We start from the raw sequence: 16,923 nt of genomic DNA, 5'->3' as shown, positions 1-16,923 counted from the left end.
CCGGGTCAGCCGGCCCGCTCGTACGCCGCCACCGCGTCGGTGATCCCCTTGTGCAGGGGTTCGAGCCGGTCGCCGAGCTGCCGGAAGTCGGCCGTCCTGCCGTCCGACCACTGCCCGAGACCGGCCACCATCGACCGGCCCGCCCCGGTGAACGCCTGGATCATCCCGCTGTCCGGGGCGAGGGTGGGCAGTCCGGAGCCGGGCGGGGGTGCCTGGGCCCCGACCTGGTAGTCGTCGAAGCGGATGGTCAGTTCGGTGGTCAGGCGGGGGATCTCGGCCGGGTCCTTCATGGTGAAGACCGAGAAGTTGAACTGGTTGTTCCGGGCGTCCTTGTAGAGCGCCACGTGGTGCCCCAGGCAGCCCCTGCCGTCCTCGATCATGGCGATCAGCCGGGGGCCGACCGAGTCGGGCTCGGTACAGCTCTTCAGCGTGGCGGCCCCCACCCGGGTGTACACCCCGCCCACCGGGTCCGTGACCTCCTTCGGGAAGGCCACGTCGAGCGCGATCACCGGCCGGGCCGACAGCGGTTCGGCGGAGGCGCTGACGGCCGCGGAGGCCGTGGCAGAGGCGGAGGCCGTGGCAGAGGCGGAGGCCGTGGCACTCGGGGGCGTCGCGGCGCTCTCCTCCTCCGCATCGGACGGACCGGCGAGCTGGAAGCCGAGGACGGCCAGGGCGGCCGCGGCCAGGGCGGCGGCGGCGTTCCGGCGCCAGACCGGGCGCTCGCGCTCCGGGGGCGTGGTGGTGCTGTCGTTCGTCACCGGCCAACCCTAGTGATCATCACCGTTCCGGCAGGTCACGCCCCGATCACCGTTCGATCCCGCCTAAGCTCGCGGTATGCCCGAATTGCCGGAGGTGCAGGCGCTGGCCGAGCGGATCGCGGAGCTCTCCGAGGGCCGCACCGTCGAGCGGGTCGACGTGCTCTCGGTCCAGGTGCTGAAGACCTTCGACCCGCCGGTGGCGGCGCTGCACGGACAGGCCGTCACATCGGTCGGCCGGCACGGGAAGTTCCTGGACCTGCTGGCCGGGGACGGGCCGCACCTGGTGATCCACCTGGCCCGGGCCGGCTGGATCCGGCACCGCGCCTCCTTCCCGGCGCCGCAGCCGGGCAGCGGCCGGCCGGGGCGGGGGCCGTCGGCGCTGCGGATCGTGCTCGACGACGGCTCCGGTTTCGAGGTCACCGAGCAGGGCACCACCAAGCGCCTGGCCGCCTACGTGGTGACGGACCCTCAGCTGGTGCCCGGGGTGGCGCGGCTGGGCACCGACCCGCTGGGCCCGGCCTTCACCGAGCGGCGGCTCGTCGAGCTGGCCGCCGGCCGGCGGTACCGCCTGAAGACCTTCCTCACCGACCAGACCGTGCTGGCCGGCATCGGCAACGCCTACTCCGACGAGATCCTGCACGCGGCCCGGCTCTCCCCCTACGCCCTGGCCTCCGCCCTCACCCCCGAGCAGCTGACCGCCCTGCACACCGCCGTCCGCGGGACCCTCGGCGCGGCGGTGGCCCGGGCGTACGGGGCCACCGCCGACGTGCTCAGGGCGGAGAAGCGGGCCGGGATGGCGGTGCACGGCCGCGCCGGCGAACGCTGCCCGCGCTGCGGCGACACCGTACGGTCCGTCGACTTCGCGGACTCCTCCTTCCAGTACTGCCCCACCTGCCAGACCGGCGGCCGGGTGCTGGCCGACCGCCGTCTCTCCCGCCTGCTCAGGTAGCGGGGTCGTGGTCACCGCAGGAGCCGTACTGGAGCCGGACGGCGGCCGGGCGGGCCAGCAGCCCCGCCGTCCGCCCGGCCGACCGGCGGCGGTGGTGCTCCCAGCCGTCCGGGCAGCTCCACTCCTCGAAGACCGCCATCCGCTCGGGGCGGTTCGGGTCGACGTAGAGCTCGTACGCCAGGCAGCCCGGCCACTCCGCCGCCGGCTCCAGCAGTGCCTCCAACTCGGTGCGCAGCCGGTCCTGTTGGCCCTCCCGGGCCTGGTAGCGGACCAGCACGGTCAGCAGCACCGGAGGGATCAGAAGGTCGTGGTGTCGATGACGAAGCGGTACCGCACGTCACCGGCCAGCACCCGGGCGAACGCCTCGTTGACCTGCTCCACCGGGATCACCTCGATCTCCGCGCCCAGCCCGTGCTCGGCGCAGAAGTCCAGCATCTCCTGGGTCTCCGCTATGCCGCCGATCATCGAACCGGCCAGCGAGCGGCGGCCGCCGATCAGCGAGAAGAGGTTGAGCGAGATCGGGTCGGCCGGGGCGCCGACGTTCACCAGGGTGCCGTCGGTCTTCAGCAGGCCCAGGTAGTCGTCGAACGGCAGCACGGCCGAGACGGTGCTCACCACCAGGTCGAAGCTGCCCGCCAGTTCGGCGAAGGTGGCCGGGTCGGAGGTGGCCCGGTGGTCGGTGGCGCCGAGCCGCAGGCTGTCCTCCTTCTTGCGCAGGCTCTGGCTGAGCACGGTGACCTCGGCGCCCAGCGCGTGCGCGATCTTCACGCCCATGTGGCCGAGCCCGCCCAGGCCGACGATCGCGACCTTCTTGCCCGGGCCCGCCTGCCAGTGCTTCAGCGGGGAGTAGAGGGTGATGCCGGCGCAGAGCAGCGGAGCCGCCTCGGCCAGGCCGATGCCCTCCGGGATGCGCAGCGCGTAGTTCTCGTCCACCACGATGTGGCTGCTGTAGCCACCGTAGGCGGGCTGTCCGTCGGAGCCGACCGGGTAGGTCGCGCTCATGCCCTTGGCGCAGTGCTGCTCCAGCCCCGCCAGGCAGTTGGCGCACTCCCGGCAGGAGTCCACGAAGCAGCCCACCCCGACCCGGTCGCCGACCGCGTACCGGGTGACGCCGGGGCCGACCTCGGCGACGATGCCGGCGATCTCGTGACCGGGCACCATCGGGAACGGAGCCCGGCCCCAGTCCTCGTTCACCTGGTGGATGTCGGAGTGGCAGATGCCGGCGTACTTGATCTCGATCAGGACGTCGTGCTCGCCGACCGGGCGACGCGGCACCGTGGTCCGCTCCAGCGGGGCCTTCGGAGCGGGGGCGGCGTACGCGGGGACGGTGGTGATGCTCATCGAACGGGACCTTCCGTGGTCGCTGTCTTCCTGTCACCGACCATCCTGCCCACGCGCCCCGGCCCCACCCAGCGCCCCGTTCGACCTGGGAACCGCCCAACCTAGGTCTGCCAGAACCACCCACGGCGTCCCGGGCCGCCCACCGTAGGATCGTGTCCATGGGCAACCGAGCAGAACTAGGCACCTTCCTGCGCTCCCGCCGAGCCCGCCTCAAGCCCGAGGACGCCGGCCTGCGGCAGTACGGCGAGCGCCGTCGCGTGCCCGGCCTGCGCCGTGAGGAGCTGGCCCAGCTGGCCGGGGTCTCCGTCGACTACTACGTCCGCTTCGAGCAGGGCCGCGCCGAGAACGTCTCCGACACGGTGATCGACGCGGTCGCCACCGCGCTCCGCCTCGACCAGTTCGAGCGCCAGCACCTGCTGCACCTGGTCCGCCCCGACCACACCGGCGCCCGCCCCGCCCAGCAGGTCCGCCCCGGTCTCCGCAGGCTCCTCGACTCGATGCCGGACACCCCCGCCTTCGTGCTCGGCCGCCGGACCGACATCCTGGCCTGGAACGAGCTCTTCGCCGCCCTGCTCACCGTCGACCTCGACGCCCTCCCGCCCGCGCAGCGCAACAAGACCTGGCTGGCCTTCTGCCACCCCGTGGTGCGCGAGCGGTACGTCAACTGGGAGCGCAAGGCCGCCGACCTGGTCGCGCAGCTCCGGATGGACCTCGGGCGGCACCAGTGCGACCCGGAGTTCCACGACTTCCTGACCCGGATCTCCGCCGAGAGCGCCGACTTCCGCCGGCACTGGGAGGCCCAGGAGGTGCGGGAGAAGAGTCACGGCGGCTACCACCTGCGCCACCCGGCGGCCGGGGAGTTCACCCTCGCCTACGAGAGCCTGCTGCTCCCGGACGACCCGGACCAGTCCCTGGTCGTCTACACCGCCGAGCCGGGCTCGCCCTCCGAGGCCGCCCTGCGCATCGTCAACTCCCTGGTCAGCACCACTTCCTGACGCCCCGTCGGCCGGGACCCGGGCAGGCCCGGCCGACGGAACGGACTCAGGGGGCGGCCGTCACGCCGCGATGCCGCAGTACTGCTGCTGCTTGCCGATCGCGCGGTACATGCAGTCGGCCGTCTCCAGCAGCCTGAGCACGGCGTCCCGGTTGCGGCTGGTCTCCCGGGCGATCACCTCGTCGGGCGGGTAGAAGCCGCCGCCCGCGCTGCCGGTCGGGTACATCTCGAAGGTGTAGGCGAAGATCCGCTGCGCGCCCCACAGCCAGTCGTCGATGGTGCCGTCGGTGATGTAGAGGTCGCTGGACTGCTCGGGGGTGTAGCCGTTGCTGGCGGCCATGGTCTTCCCGAAGGTGGCGAAGGTGTTGTACTCGTCCGCCGTCATGCCCGGCACCGTGCTGTCGTACGTCCAGCCGAACGGCCAGAGCACCAGCTCGCTGTAGGTGTGGAAGTCGATGGCGGCGGTGATCTGCTGCTTGCCGCCGACCACCCGGCTGCGCACGAAGTCGGCGACCACCTTCACCTCCTTCGCGGACTCCGGCGCGCTGCCCCGGTAGGTCTCGCTGGAGGTGGAGCCCGAACTGCCGCCGCAGCAGCCCCACTTGTAGTTCCAGTTGCGGTTCTGGTCGGTGCCGACGTAGCTGGAGCCGGAGTTGGGCTGCCGGTTCTTGCGCCAGCTGCGGTAGCTGCCGGTGGCGATGTCGTACTCGCCGCCGTCCGGGTTGAGGTCCGGCACGATCCAGATCTCGCGGCTGTTCACCACGCCCGCGATCCGGCTGTCGGTGGCGTACTTGTCGCCGAACTCCTTGAGCAGGTAGAGCGACATCTCCACCGTCAGGTGCTCCCGCGCGTGCTGGTGCGCGGTGAACAGCACCTCCGGCTCGGCCTCGTCGGTGCCCACGTTGTCGCTGATCTTGATGGCGAACAGGTCACGGCCCTCGTAGGACTTGCCGATCACCCGCTTGCTCATGATGGCCGGGTACTTGGCCACGATCGCGTTGATCTCCGCCGTCGCCTCGGCGTAGTTGTGGTACATCGAGTCCTTGCTCGGGAAGTCGTTGACCGTGACGTCCTTCGCACCCGGGAGCTGCTGGCCCTCCTGGCCCTCCGGGCCCGGAAGGGCGGTCAGCTGCCAGCCCATGGTGCGCAGCCGGGCCGCCTCGGCCCGGTTCGCGGACACCACCACCGAGCGGGCGTCCACCTCGTCGATCGACACCCCGGTGGCGGCGATCGCGGTGCGGTCGGCCACCGTGCGCGGGCCGTCCACGACGTACTGGGTGATGGTCTCGTCCGCCACCGAACTCTCGTTCGGCACAACGGGTTTGGCACTGGCATCGGTGCCGAGCGGCACGGCCAGGGCGAGCGCGAGCAGCGCGGCAGCAGCCACGGCGGGCTTTCCGCGACGGGGCAGTCGCATGACTGTCCTCCTGTGGGGGTCCGGTAGGACGGAATGGAGGGAGGAGCTGCGGCGCGCGCCAGCACGATGGTGAGGCAGTGGCATGACGGGGTCAAGGGCGCCCGTGGCACACGCTTCCTGCCAACTTCCTTGTCATGTCACCGCACGTCCACTCCCATGGTCCACCCTGAGCTGCCCTCACCCCTGCTGCCTGGAGAGACCCTTGACGCTCCGTCGGACCGCCGCCGCCCTGCTCGCCGCCGCCACCCTCGCCGTCCTGCCGCAGGCCCCGGCCTCCGCCGCCCCCACCGGCCCGCTCCCCTTCATCGGCGCCACCACGGTCGGCATCCACAACACCTACGACCCGGCCGCCTTCCCCTACCTCGCCCAGGCCCTGGACACCGGCACCTCCCTGATCGAACTGGACGCCTGGACCAACACCGTCACCACCGAGTGGAAGGTCAGCCACTCCAACCCCCTCGGCAACGCCAACAACTGCGTCGCCGCCACCTCCGCCACCCAGCTCTACACCGGCTCCGGCAACAAGAACCTCGAACACTGCCTCGACGACATCCGCCTCTGGCTCGGCACCCACCCCACCTCCGGCCCCCTCGTTGTCAAGCTCGAACTCAAGGGCGGCTTCGCCGCCAACCGCGGCATGGGCCCCGCCCAACTCGACGCCCTGATCGCCGCCCACCTCGGCCCCGCCGTCTTCCGCCCCGCCGACCTGCTCGGCCCGCACCCCACCTTGGACGCCGCCGCCAAGGCCGGCGCCTGGCCCACCCGCGCCGCCCTGGCCGGCCGGGTCCTCCTCCACGTCATCCCCGGCACCGTCGAGGAACAGAACCCCTTCGACACCCTCCACACCGACGTCGAGTACGCCCGCCACCTCCGCGACCTCGCCGCCACCGGCCGCCTCTCCCAGGCCCAGGTCTTCCCCGCCGTCCACGGCGCCGCCACCGGCGACCCCCGCACCAAGTACACCGACACCACCATCCGCCCCTGGTTCGCCGTCTTCGACGCGGACGCCGCCACCTACCTCACCAACGGCGCCGACCTCTCCTGGTACGACCGCAACCACTACCTCCTCGTCATGACCGACGCCCACAACGTCTCCCCCGCCATCTCCGCCACCACCCCCACCCCCGACCAGGCCCGCGCCCGGGTCACCCAACTCGCCGCCGCCCACGCCTCCATCACCACCAGCGACTGGCGCACCCTCCCCGACATCCAGTCCCTCGTGCTCCCCCGCGGCTGATCATTCTGCGAAACGCAGAGGGTGGGCGAGCCGCCGAAAGCAGCTGCTCGCCCACCCTCCGTCCATCAGAACAACGCGAGCAGCGGAAACTCGAGCAGTGAATCAAATTCGGACCACTCGAACACGCAGATGGCGATCAGCTGGGCCTGGGTAGCCCCTTCTTCGACCTCCCACTTTCCCGCGTTCTTCGCCGCAATCTGCTTCCCGGCCGAGTCGACCAACCGGATCTGGAACCTTCTGGCCACAAAGGTGAGCGAGCCCGTTTCATGCTCCCAGGATACGGCCCGCGATTTCGGGAAGAACGAGCCGCGGCCCACCAGGGTCAAGCTCGCGCCATCGAATGTCCCATGAATCCCCTGCTTCACGCGTCGACGCGCGAGAACACCGGGGGAGCCGGTGTCGTACAGGATGGTGGAAATTTCTCCATCGTGTCGAATCTTCCACGTCTCCTGCCCCTCGATGGCAGCGGCAGCGGTTCCACTCTCCGCCGGACCTCGATGGAGGACCAGGACGCCGGCCGGGGTCTCCGCCCGCGCATACGTCTGACCGACCGCGGCAAAAGACCGCCAGGCGGATCCCTTGATGTTTTTCTCGAAACGCACGAAACCCCGCACTCATAGATCGAATGCGGGCTTGCCCGAGCATTCGGACGAGCCCGCATCCAGATTGTACCGCTACCGCCTTCGCCTACTCCGGGAGGTGAGGACGAACTTCTTCGGATCAATCTTCGCGACCTTCTTCTTCACTGCCCTGGAGACGAACTTCGAGCCCTTGGATGTGGCCTTCGCGGCAACCTTCGAGCCGCCCCATGCCTTCTTGGCCCCGACCACAGCAGGCCCGGCACCAAATTCCTCGGGGATGTTGTCCTCAGCGGCGCCGGGGCCGCGGCGGCACTGGTGGACCACGCACTTGGCGGCCTGGGTACCGTCGACCGGGGAGGTGAGGCCGGCGGGGCCGACCGCGAAGGTGCAGGTGGTCGGATCGGAGAGGTTGCCGGCGTCGGCGTACTGGGAACGAACGGGCCTTTGTCGCACCGCCGTTGAACGCCCCCAGCTTCAACTCCGTGGAGGCGGAGTTGTCGCAGTTCTCACCGATGTGCACATAAGTGTCGACGCTCACCGCCGGGTCGATCGTCACCGGGTACTGCGCCTTGGCGTCGGCCGGGAACGCCGCGTCCGCGGTGAACACCAACTCGGCGTCCGCACCACTGCCGCGCGGCATCTGTCGAGTCAAGATCGACTCAAGACAAGTCCGACGGACCCCGAGGGCCGGAACGCTCGCCGGTTATATCAATCTGACAACAAGTCAGCACTTTGCGCGGGATTGATGATCTTCGCAAAGAATGCCAGTTTCTATCCGAACCACCCGGCATCTTCACCGTTGACGATCGGCGCTCGAATAATTATATCTGGCGGGCCATCAAAATGCAGACCGAACAAGCGCATTGCACATCCGTTTCTCAGCCTGTGGGAGAGGGGTCGAACCCGACCGGCCGACCTCGTACCCTCGGGGCATGACCAGAGCTGACCTGCCGTCGTTCGCCAGCCGGGCCGCCTCCGTGGCGCCCTCCGCCGTGCGGGAGATCCTCGCCCTGACCGCCCGGCCGGAGGTGGTGTCGTTCGCGGGCGGGCTGCCGGCCCCGGAGCTGTTCGACGTGGCGGGGCTGCGGGCGGCGTTCGACCGGGTGTTGGCGGAGGTGCCGGAGCAGGCGTTGCAGTACTCGACCACCGAGGGGGATCCGGCGTTGCGGGCGGCGATAGCGGAGCGTCTGACGGGGCGTGGGCTGGCCACCGGGGCGGAGGACCTGGTGGTGACCACCGGGTCGCAGCAGGGGTTGACGCTGCTGATCACCGCGCTGCTGGAGCCGGGCGACGTGGTGCTGGTCGAGGACCCGTGCTACCTGGCCGCGCTGCAGGCCTTCGCCTTCGCGGGGGCCCGGGTCGTGCCGGTGCCGACCGACGGTGAAGGGCTGCTCCCGGAGGCCTTGGAGGAGTTGGTGGTGGCCGAGCGGCCCAAGCTGCTCTACCTGGTGCCGAACTTCCAGAACCCCACCGGCCGGACGCTCCCCGCCGCGCGCCGCCGCCAGGTGGCGGAGCTGGCCGGGCGGTACGGGTTCTGGATCGCCGAGGACGACCCGTACGGCGAGCTGCGTTTCGACGGCGAGCCGCAGCCGTGGATCGCCGAGCTCCCCGGGGCCGAGGACCGCACCGTGCTGCTGGGGTCCTTCTCCAAGGTGCTCGCGCCCGGTCTGCGGCTCGGGTACCTGCGGGCCCCGGCCGCGCTGCGCCGGGCCTGCACGGTGGTCAAGCAGTCGGCGGACCTGCACACCTCCACCGTCGACCAGGCCGCCGCCGCGCGGTACCTGCGCGACGCCGACCTGGACGCCCACCTGGCGAAGATCAAGGCGGCCTACCGCGAGCGCCGCGACGCGCTGCTCGCCGGACTGCCCAAGATCCTTCCCCCGGGCAGTAGTTGGAACGAGCCGGAGGGCGGCATGTTCCTCTGGGTCACCCTGCCCGAGGGCTACGACGCCACCGAGCTGCTCGCCACCGCCGTCCGCCACGACGTGGCCTACGTCCCCGGCGCCCCGTTCCACGCCGTCCGGCCGGACCCCCGCACCCTGCGGATGTCCTTCACCACCCACTCCCCCGAGGAGATCGAGGAGGGACTGCGCCGCCTGGCCGCCGCCCTCGCCGAGCACTGACGTGCTCAGGGAGCCGGCCGTCCCCCGGAGCTCCGGGGGACGGCCGGCCCGTCCGTCTCAGCAGGCCCAGTTGCTGACCTCGATGGCCGAGGCGGTGTCGTTCTCCGCCGCGCCGACGAAGGAACTCGCCGCGTAGGCGGCGATGGTGTAGCAGGGGTTCCCCCAGGTGCCGTGGTCGTGCATGAACCACTTGGCGACCGAGCCCCCGTTGTTGCGCCAGGAGGACATCTGGTCGTTGAAGCCCCAGTCCTTCAGGTTGCCCTTGTAGTAGTCGCTGAACCTGAGCATCCGGCCGCCCCAGTTGGCGTCCGCGTACAGGCAGACCCAGCCGGACGTGCAGTCGTCGTAGAGCTTCGGGCCGACCGAGAGGCGGGAGCCGTCCGGCGCCACGATCTCGTCGCCCAGCAGCTTGGAGCCGACCGGCGCCGAGACGCCCGGCAGAGCGACCGACGGCGCGGCCGAGGCCGGGGGAACGGCCGTGAGGGCGAACGCCGCGGCGGCCGCGGCCGCCGTCAACACGCGGTACATGGAACCTCCTTGGACGCCCCCGGCCCCGTCGGCCGGGCGGCGCGGCACCAGCAGAACAGCGCCCGCGCCGACCTGACGAGCTCCTCCGGGGCCCTTTGACCACCGTCGGACAATGCGACACCCTCGCCGGGGGCTGACCTGCGCGAGCGCCACCGGCACCGCCGCGGCCTGCCCGGACAACGGTGAACAATCGGACAGGGGGCACGAGTTGGCGCGCAGACAGGCACCGCTCACCGGGGACGGCCCGCTGGTCCGGCTCGCGCTGCGGCTGCGCGGGACCAGGGAGTCGGCCGGGCTGACGCTCCGCCAGCTGTCGGCCGTCTCCGGCTACTCGCACAGCACGCTCTCGCTGGCCGAGAGCGGCCGGCGGCTGCCGTCCTGGGAGGTGGTCGAGGCCTTCGTGCAGTCCTGCGGCGAGGCCGACCTGAGCCTCTGGCGGGCCCACTGGTACCGGGCGGGGCAGGAAGGCCGGGAGGAGGAACAGGGCGAGCCGGCCAACGACGTACCGGAGGGGCCCGCCACCCCGTCCGGGCGGACCCACCGCGGCCCGAGCTGGTGGCAGTGTGGCGTCGCCTGCCTGCTCTCCGCCGCCGTCGCGGCGGGCGTCGTGCTCCAGCTCCGCCCGGCCCCGGCGAGGACCGTCAGTCCGGTGCTCGCGGCGTTCCCGCCCGGCGGGCGGCCCACGCCGACGGAGGCCTGCGGCGGGACGGTGGCGGGCTTCGGCTGCCACAAGAAGGACCCGGACGCCACCCACTGCTGGGAGGGCGCGGAGCTGGTCGCCGCCTCGACCTTCAACCACGAGGGCCAGGTGGCGGGCAAGTTGGAGAACTGGTACTCGCCGCGCTGCGGCACCTCCTGGGCCCAGCTGCGGATGCCGAAGGGCTGGCAGGGGCGGGTGGAGATCACCACCCAGACCGGCGGGCGGGACTGCTTCCCGATCGACTGCCAGGGCTTCTACGACCAGCAGCCCCCGCTCTGGTCCAACATGCTGGTCGGCGTCAACCAGCCCACCCTGGCCAAGGGTTACGTGAAGTTCCCCGGCGGCGAGGTGAAGGCCTTCGAGGCCGCCACCGCCGAAGGCTGAGAACGCGGGCGGGCCCCGCCCACCGGGTCGCGGTGGGCGGGGCCGTTCGGCTCAGCGGTGGATCGGCTGTCGCCTCAGAACTCGGTCTTGATCGTGACGCCCTCGAAGCTCTTGGCCGCGAACAGGCTGATGTAGACGTAGCCGGCCGGCGGCTTCCTGATGGTGAGGGTCTCCGCGTTGCCGGTCTTCACCGAACGGGCGGTGTAGTCGGAGGTGGTGGCCCAGCCGTTGGGGTTGTAGTAGAGGTCCGCCTCGCCGGTACCGCCGGAGACGGTGATCTTCAGCGAGCCGACCTTCTCCGGGAGGTAGACGAAGAAGGCGCCGTGGTTCCCGGCCGTGGCCGAGACGTTCGAGCGCTGGCAGTTCTTGCCCAGCTCGTCCCGGCGGGGTGTGGTGCACTCGCCCTTCGGCGGCGCCACCACGGTGAGCGGCTTGCTGGTGGTGGCGGTGGCGCCCTTGTCGTCGGTCACGGTGAGCTTGACGGTGTAGGTGCCGGCCGCGGTGTAGGCCTTGGTCGGGTTGGCGGTGGTGGCACCGGTGCCGTCGCCGAAGTCCCAGGCGCGGGAGGCGATGGTGCCGTCCTGGTCGGTGGAGACGTCGGTGAAGGTGACCGACAGACCGGCGGCCAGGGCGGTGAAGCCGGCCGAGGGGGGCTGGTTGACCGGGGCGGTGGTGCCGCAGTCGCCGCCCGCGCACTTCGCCAGCCAGGCGGCGAAGTCGGCGTCGTAGCGGGTGCCGATGGTGGAGGTGAGCAGGGTGCGGGCCCCCGCCCAGTCACCGGTGCGGTACTTGGCCAGCAGCGCGGTGACGTCCTGCGGGTGCGACTGGATCAGGTAACGGACCGCCAGGTAGCCCCACTGGTAGACCTTGGTGGAGTCGGAGTTGTCGTAGGTGGTGTCGAACAGCGTGCTGAGCTTGTACGTGTTCTTGCCGGCCTCGGTGACCGCACGGTCGTAGCTGACCTTGCGGTACGAGTAGGAGACGTACTCGGCGAAGCCCTCGACCCACATCACGGTCGGCGTGCTCTGCCCGGCCCTGAAGTCGCCGTACATGTCGTAGCGGCCGTCGAGGTAGTGGGTGTACTCGTGGTTGAGGTTCCAGATCTGGAAGTCCGGACGCAGCCACTCCGCCTCGTAGGCGATGAAGCGCGGCTGGTTGCCGGCCACCTCGGGCTTGCCCTCCAGGTACATGCCACCGTTGTCGGTGGAGATGTCGAAGATCGTCCCGGCGTAACTCTTGTAGTCGGCACTGGAGTTGAAGACGACGACCTCGATCGAGGTGTTGTTGTCGTCGGCCACCGGGCCGTTGTCCCGGACCACCTGGTGGAAGTACGCGTCCTGGTCGGTCAGGCTGGTGCAGGCCGCGGCCAGGTTGGCCTCGGTCATCTCCTGGGCGACGATCCGGATGCTCGGGCCGCAGCTGTGCTTGACCGTCAGGACGGCGGCCTTCAGCTTGGCGGCCAGGTCGCAGACGTCGTAGAAGGCGCAGTTGGCCTGGCCGTACGAGTCGGCCATCTCGGCCAGCGCGATCCAGAGCGAGCCGGTGCGGCCGGTGGTACTGCTGCGGCCGAGCAGCTCCTTGACCAGCGGGCGGACCGTCGGCTTCAGCGCGTCGTGGCGCAGGAAGCGGCCGAGCTCGCGGCCGGCGTTGGCGGCCAGGTACCACTGGTCGGTGCCGAGCAGGTCGTCGTGGGCGACGGCGAAGTCGCGCAGCACGGTGAACAGCGCCGGGTCGGCCTGCGCGGCGGGCAGGAAGTCGTCCATCTGGTGGCCGCGGAACAGCACGTTGTAGGCGTTGTTGGTCGCGGCGACCATGTACCACGAACTGTTGTAGGAGTTCGTGTAGTTGGTCAGCAGGCGCTTCACCACGGAGAGGTAGCGGGCGTTGCGCTGGGAGCTGTCGATCAGGGTGACGGTCTCGGCCAGGATGTTGCCGTTGGCGTCGTTCGCGTCGGCCGAGCGCGGGGCCGCGAAGAAGGCGTCGAGCGCACCCTCGATGGAGCTCTTCAGGGCCGGGCCGTAGTCGCCGACGGAGGTGTCGTACCACTGGACGAAGTAGCCGGCGCGTAGGAAGAGCACCAGCTGGAGGGTGGAAGTGCTGTTGTCGCCGGGGTAGTTGGCGACGTTGGCGCGCAGGGCGTCGGCGACGGTGACCATCTGCGCCTCGCGGAACGCGGCCTGGGCGTCCGAACCCTTCAGGGTGAAGAGGGTGTTGACGCAGCCGGGCTCGGCCGACTTGACCTGCTGGACCAGCGCGGCGCCGGTCTTGGAGGTGAAGTCCGAGACGGTGCAGGCGGCGGCAGCGGCCGCGGCGGCACCGGCGGAGAGCTTGGCGCGGATCTGCTCGCTCCGCGCCGGGGACTCGACCGTCTGGAACGGGGCGCGCTGCGCCGCGTCGACGGCGCCGTGGCCGTCCTCGGCCCGGGCGTCGCGGGCGATGGAGGAGATCGCGGGCTGCGGGGCGACACCTGCGCGGGGCGCGGGAACGGGCTGCGGGCCCTTGGTGTCACGGGCCGCGGCCCTGGTGGCGGGGGTGAGCAGGGCAAGACCCAGACAGCAGATCAATGCGGCTACCAGGAGCCGCACGAGGTCCTTCGTCGTGGGGGAACTACGCATGGAGTGGCCTCCGGGCCGGTCTGCGAGCCGTGATTCGGGGCACGGCATCTGAGGGTGCGGACCGTGAAGGGCGACGGGAGCGGGGGTTGCCTTCTCGCGTCGCTGACGTGAACACGGTGGGGAGTGTGACATGTACCATGGCACACATCACATGGCTTCGAAAGGGGTCCGTGGAGGATTCCTGAGAGCCGCCTGAGTGCCTGACGTGGCCTCAGATGCCCTCCCCCGTACGCCACTTGCCTGGTTCGCACCCGCTCCGCCTCAGCAGCTGCGGACGTGCGTCGCGAACCGCCCCTCGCCGTCCAGTACGTGGAACGCCACCGCCGGCGGCAGGTCGTGGTGCACGTGCGCCTCCGGGGCCGGCCGCACCTCCCAGGGCAGCCGCGCGGTCGACACCACGCCCGGGGCGACCACCAGCGGGCGGCCCGCGAAGGTGGTGGCGGTCGACAGGTGCGCGTGCCCGCAGAGGAAGGCCGCCACGTGCGGATGGCGGGCGGTGACCGCGGCCAGCCGCTCGGCGCCGAACTGCCGCAGCCCGTCCAGGTACGGGATGCCCAGCTCCACCGGCGGGTGGTGGAAGGCGACGAACACCGGCACCTCCACCGAGCCCAGCGCACCGTCCAGCCACTCCAGCGTCTCCTCCCCCAGCAGCCCGTCGTCCCGCCCGGGCCGGGTCGAGTCGCAGAGCGCGACGGCGAACCGCTCCGTGACGTGCAGCCGGTTCACCGGCCCGGTATCCGTGCCACCCGGCCCCTCCCCCAGCAGGACGGAGCGGAAGGCCGTGCGCTCGTCGTGGTTGCCCGGCAGGAGCAGCAGCGGGTGACGAGTGCTCAGCAGTTCCCGGGCCTCCCGGTACTCGGCCGGGCTGCCGTGGTCCGCGACGTCACCGCTCACCAGTACCGCGTCCAGGTCGTACGGCAGCGCGTCCAGGTACGCCGTCACCGCGCGGGTGCGCTCGGCGGCGCGCGGCGAGCCGTCCAGGTGGGTGTCACTGAGGTGGGCGATGACGATCACGGGAGTTCTCCGGGGAGGGCGGCGACGGGGACACGTTCGACGCTAGCCAGCACCCGGACCAGCGGTAAGGTCCAGTTCCATGACGGAGGACTGGTCCAGTACGCCGGCGAACCACCCACCCCGCGGTCTGGACCTGCACCTGGACGTCGGGACGCTCGCCCCCGGCCGGCGGCGGGCCGGCCTGGAGGACGCCCTGCGCGCCGCCGTCCGCGAGGGCCGGCTCGGCCCCGGCGCCGCGCTGCCCTCCACCCGGGCACTCGCCCGCGAACTCGGCCTGGCCCGGGGCACCGTGACCGCCGCCTACGACCAGCTGGTGGCCGAGGGCCTGCTGCTCGGCCGCCCCGGCGCGGCCACCACCGTCGCCGAACTCCCCTCCGCCGCACCGCCGTTCGCAGCACCGGCGGGCTCCGCCCCGCCGGTCCTCCACGACCTGCGGCCCGGCACCCCCGACGGCAGCGCCTTCCCCGTCCGGCCCTGGCTGGCCGCCACCCGGCGGGTCCTGGGCCGGGCCCGCCCCGAGGACTTCGGCCCCGGCGACCCACAGGGCCGGTACGAGCTGCGCGCCGCACTGGCCACCCAACTCGGCCGCACCAGGGGCGTGTTGACCACACCGGGGCAGGTGGTGATCACCACCGGCTTCTACCAGTCGATCGGCCTGCTGGCCGAGGTGCTGCGGGACTCCGGGGTGACGGAGCTGGCGGTGGAGGACCCGGGCCACCGCACCTACCGCGAGGCGGTGGCCCGCGCGGGGCTGCGGGTGCCGCCCGTCCCGGTGGACGGCGACGGCGCCCAGGTGGAGACGCTGACCGCTCCGGCGGTCCTGCTCACCCCCTCGCACCAGTACCCGACCGGCGTGCCGCTGCACCCCGACCGCCGCCGGGCGCTGGCGAGTTGGGCCCGCCGCACGGACGGCCTGGTGATCGAGGACGACTACGACGGCGAGTTCCGCCACGACCGCCGCCCGGTCGGCGCCTTCCAGGGCCTGGCCCCCGACCGCACCGTCTACTGCGGCAGCGCCTCCAAGACCCTCGGCCCCGCCCTGCGCCTGGGCTGGCTGGCCCTGCCCCCGCAGCTGGTGCGCCCGGTGGTCGAGGCCAAGGAGCGGGCCGACCTCTACACCGAGACGCTCGGCCAGCTGGTGCTGGCCGAGCTGATCGACACCCACGCCTACGACCGGCACGTCCGCGCCGCCCGGCTCCGCTACCGCCGGCGCCGCCTCCTGCTGCACCGGCTCCTGGACCGTCACCCGGACTTCACCCCGCACGGCGTCCCCGCCGGGCTGCACACCCTGGTCACCACCGGACGCGACGAGGCCGCGCTGCTGGCCCGCTGCGCCGAACGCGGCATCGCCCTACGGGGGTTGACCGAGCTCCACCACGACCCGACCGCACCCGGCCGCCGGGGCGGACTGCTGATCGGCTTCGCCGCCACCTCCGACCACGGCTTCGAGCGCGCTGTCCGGGCCCTGGACGACGCGCTCGCGCTCTGACTACCCCGCCGCCGCCCCGCTCAGGAGCAGAACCAACCGCCGACCCTCTTGTCGGCGCCGGCGCCGATGTTGACGCCGATGACGTTCAGGTAGTTGTAGCAGTTGGAGATCACCGGCGGGGTGAAGCTGAACGCGTAGCCGTGGTCGTTGCCGTAGCCCGGGTTCGCGGCGCCGACGTCCGCCCGCGGCTGGTTCGCCGGGAACGGCCCGTAGGTCTGCCCGCCGTACTGCACGTACACCGAGGTCTGGGCCGAGCTGTCCGGGTCGATCGCCCAGCCGGTGACCACGATCGAGTTGCCCTCGACGCGCCAGCTGTCCATCGCGCCGACCGGGTCGTGGCCGACCGAGAGCGAGGAGCAGCCGAGCGGGGTGTTGAAGCCCGAACCGATGTTGACCGCGGTCGCGCAGACCGTGCCGGTGGCGCTCGGCACGCTCAGGAAGCCGCCGAACCCGCCGGAGGAGTCGGCCGTCAGGCTGCCGACCGCGGTGCCCCCGACACTGAACTTCACCCGGACCGGACCCCCGTTGACGTCGGTCGCCCACCCCGAGACCTCGACGCCCCCCGGCGCCCGGCGCACGGAGTCCAGCGAACCCTCCGGGTTGCCACCCGGATTGTCGGTACACCAGTCCGGCGGCATCGGATCGTCGCAGACCGACTGGGCCCGTGCCGTGACCGCCCCCGGGCCGACCAGCGCGGCCCCGACGGTGAGTGCCGCGACGGCCAGACCACCGCTGATCTTTCCTGCGCGCATGGTGCGCATGGTCATCGCCCCCCGTTGGAGATGTTGTGTTC

16 protein-coding genes are annotated in these 16,923 nt (G+C 71.6%); 6 read left to right on the top strand and 10 right to left on the bottom strand.

Annotated elements, in window-relative coordinates; translation table 11 throughout:
- Positions 1-5 precede the first annotated feature (5 nt).
- The gene (locus ACIA8O_RS13525; protein ID WP_396293854.1) at positions 6-758 is read right to left on the bottom strand and encodes a hypothetical protein; all 753 of its coding nucleotides are present in this window, start codon (positions 756-758) and stop codon (positions 6-8) included.
- 76 nt (positions 759-834) lie between these two features.
- Here ACIA8O_RS13525 and ACIA8O_RS13520 point away from each other — a divergent pair, with 76 nt between their 5' ends.
- On the top strand, positions 835-1,707 hold the full coding sequence (locus ACIA8O_RS13520) for an Fpg/Nei family DNA glycosylase (protein ID WP_396293853.1): 873 nt from the start codon (positions 835-837) through the stop codon (positions 1,705-1,707).
- Here the strand turns inward: ACIA8O_RS13520 and ACIA8O_RS13515 are convergent.
- Both ACIA8O_RS13515 and ACIA8O_RS13510 read right to left on the bottom strand, forming a co-directional pair.
- Positions 1,700-1,996, bottom strand: coding sequence for a putative quinol monooxygenase (locus ACIA8O_RS13515; RefSeq protein WP_396293852.1), 297 nt, complete (start codon positions 1,994-1,996; stop codon positions 1,700-1,702). The two genes, ACIA8O_RS13520 and ACIA8O_RS13515, sit on opposite strands and share 8 nt — an antisense overlap.
- Positions 1,997-2,004: 8 nt before the next feature.
- On the bottom strand, positions 2,005-3,042 hold the full coding sequence (locus tag ACIA8O_RS13510) for an NAD(P)-dependent alcohol dehydrogenase (protein ID WP_396294254.1): 1,038 nt from the start codon (positions 3,040-3,042) through the stop codon (positions 2,005-2,007).
- 164 nt (positions 3,043-3,206) lie between these two features.
- Here ACIA8O_RS13510 and ACIA8O_RS13505 point away from each other — a divergent pair, with 164 nt between their 5' ends.
- Positions 3,207-4,043, top strand: coding sequence for a helix-turn-helix transcriptional regulator (locus ACIA8O_RS13505; RefSeq protein WP_396293851.1), 837 nt, complete (start codon positions 3,207-3,209; stop codon positions 4,041-4,043).
- Positions 4,044-4,103: 60 nt separating this feature from the next.
- On the opposite strand, the gene ACIA8O_RS13500 is transcribed toward ACIA8O_RS13505, so the two are convergent.
- Complete coding sequence (locus tag ACIA8O_RS13500) at positions 4,104-5,459, bottom strand: M14 family metallopeptidase (RefSeq protein WP_396293850.1); 1,356 nt, start codon at positions 5,457-5,459, stop codon at positions 4,104-4,106.
- Between the two features lie 202 nt (positions 5,460-5,661).
- On the opposite strand from ACIA8O_RS13500, the gene ACIA8O_RS13495 reads away from it, so the two are divergent.
- Positions 5,662-6,696, top strand: coding sequence for a phosphatidylinositol-specific phospholipase C domain-containing protein (locus tag ACIA8O_RS13495; protein ID WP_396293849.1), 1,035 nt, complete (start codon positions 5,662-5,664; stop codon positions 6,694-6,696).
- Positions 6,697-6,761: 65 nt separating this feature from the next.
- On the opposite strand, the gene ACIA8O_RS13490 is transcribed toward ACIA8O_RS13495, so the two are convergent.
- A complete protein-coding gene (locus tag ACIA8O_RS13490) occupies positions 6,762-7,298 on the bottom strand; it encodes a hypothetical protein (protein ID WP_396293848.1) in 537 nt (178 codons plus the stop codon).
- Between the two features lie 72 nt (positions 7,299-7,370).
- Positions 7,371-7,730 (bottom strand): hypothetical protein, encoded by a 360-nt coding sequence (locus tag ACIA8O_RS13485; RefSeq protein ID WP_396293847.1) that lies wholly within the window; start codon positions 7,728-7,730, stop codon positions 7,371-7,373.
- Positions 7,731-8,209: 479 nt separating this feature from the next.
- Between ACIA8O_RS13485 and ACIA8O_RS13480 the strand changes: the two genes are divergently transcribed.
- Entirely contained in the window at positions 8,210-9,400 is a 1,191-nt protein-coding gene (locus ACIA8O_RS13480) for a PLP-dependent aminotransferase family protein (RefSeq protein ID WP_396293846.1), read from the top strand.
- 57 nt (positions 9,401-9,457) lie between these two features.
- On the opposite strand, the gene ACIA8O_RS13475 is transcribed toward ACIA8O_RS13480, so the two are convergent.
- Entirely contained in the window at positions 9,458-9,928 is a 471-nt protein-coding gene (locus tag ACIA8O_RS13475; RefSeq protein WP_396293845.1) for a peptidase inhibitor family I36 protein, read from the bottom strand.
- A 208-nt stretch (positions 9,929-10,136) separates the two neighbouring features.
- On the opposite strand from ACIA8O_RS13475, the gene ACIA8O_RS13470 reads away from it, so the two are divergent.
- Positions 10,137-11,012, top strand: coding sequence for a helix-turn-helix domain-containing protein (locus tag ACIA8O_RS13470; protein WP_396293844.1), 876 nt, complete (start codon positions 10,137-10,139; stop codon positions 11,010-11,012).
- Between the two features lie 74 nt (positions 11,013-11,086).
- On the opposite strand, the gene ACIA8O_RS13465 is transcribed toward ACIA8O_RS13470, so the two are convergent.
- Positions 11,087-13,627, bottom strand: a complete 2,541-nt coding sequence (locus ACIA8O_RS13465) for a collagenase (RefSeq protein ID WP_396293843.1) — start codon at positions 13,625-13,627, stop codon at positions 11,087-11,089.
- Between the two features lie 261 nt (positions 13,628-13,888).
- Entirely contained in the window at positions 13,889-14,641 is a 753-nt protein-coding gene (locus ACIA8O_RS13460) for a metallophosphoesterase (protein ID WP_396293842.1), read from the bottom strand.
- Positions 14,642-14,720: 79 nt separating this feature from the next.
- On the opposite strand from ACIA8O_RS13460, the gene ACIA8O_RS13455 reads away from it, so the two are divergent.
- Positions 14,721-16,130, top strand: a complete 1,410-nt coding sequence (locus ACIA8O_RS13455) for a PLP-dependent aminotransferase family protein (protein WP_396293841.1) — start codon at positions 14,721-14,723, stop codon at positions 16,128-16,130.
- 20 nt (positions 16,131-16,150) lie between these two features.
- On the opposite strand, the gene ACIA8O_RS13450 is transcribed toward ACIA8O_RS13455, so the two are convergent.
- On the bottom strand, positions 16,151-16,882 hold the full coding sequence (locus tag ACIA8O_RS13450; protein ID WP_396293840.1) for a hypothetical protein: 732 nt from the start codon (positions 16,880-16,882) through the stop codon (positions 16,151-16,153).
- Positions 16,883-16,923 lie beyond the last annotated feature (41 nt).

The sequence above is a fragment of the Kitasatospora sp. NPDC051853 genome, assembly GCF_044452665.1.
In the GTDB taxonomy this organism is placed as follows: Bacteria; Actinomycetota; Actinomycetes; order Streptomycetales; family Streptomycetaceae; genus Kitasatospora.
This window is presented reverse-complemented; position numbering and strand designations above follow the sequence as displayed.

Bases quoted from the DNA above. Each gene is read 5' to 3' on its own strand.
- ACIA8O_RS13520 (WP_396293853.1), top strand. From the start codon at position 835: ATGCCCGAATTGCCGGAGGTGCAGGCGCTGGCCGAGCGGATCGCGGAG.
- ACIA8O_RS13505 (WP_396293851.1), top strand. From the start codon at position 3,207: ATGGGCAACCGAGCAGAACTAGGCACCTTCCTGCGCTCCCGCCGAGCC.
- ACIA8O_RS13500 (WP_396293850.1), bottom strand. From the start codon at position 5,459: ATGCGACTGCCCCGTCGCGGAAAGCCCGCCGTGGCTGCTGCCGCGCTG.
- ACIA8O_RS13480 (WP_396293846.1), top strand. From the start codon at position 8,210: ATGACCAGAGCTGACCTGCCGTCGTTCGCCAGCCGGGCCGCCTCCGTG.
- ACIA8O_RS13475 (WP_396293845.1), bottom strand. From the start codon at position 9,928: ATGTACCGCGTGTTGACGGCGGCCGCGGCCGCCGCGGCGTTCGCCCTC.
- ACIA8O_RS13465 (WP_396293843.1), bottom strand. From the start codon at position 13,627: ATGCGTAGTTCCCCCACGACGAAGGACCTCGTGCGGCTCCTGGTAGCC.
- ACIA8O_RS13455 (WP_396293841.1), top strand. From the start codon at position 14,721: ATGACGGAGGACTGGTCCAGTACGCCGGCGAACCACCCACCCCGCGGT.
- ACIA8O_RS13450 (WP_396293840.1), bottom strand. From the start codon at position 16,882: ATGCGCGCAGGAAAGATCAGCGGTGGTCTGGCCGTCGCGGCACTCACC.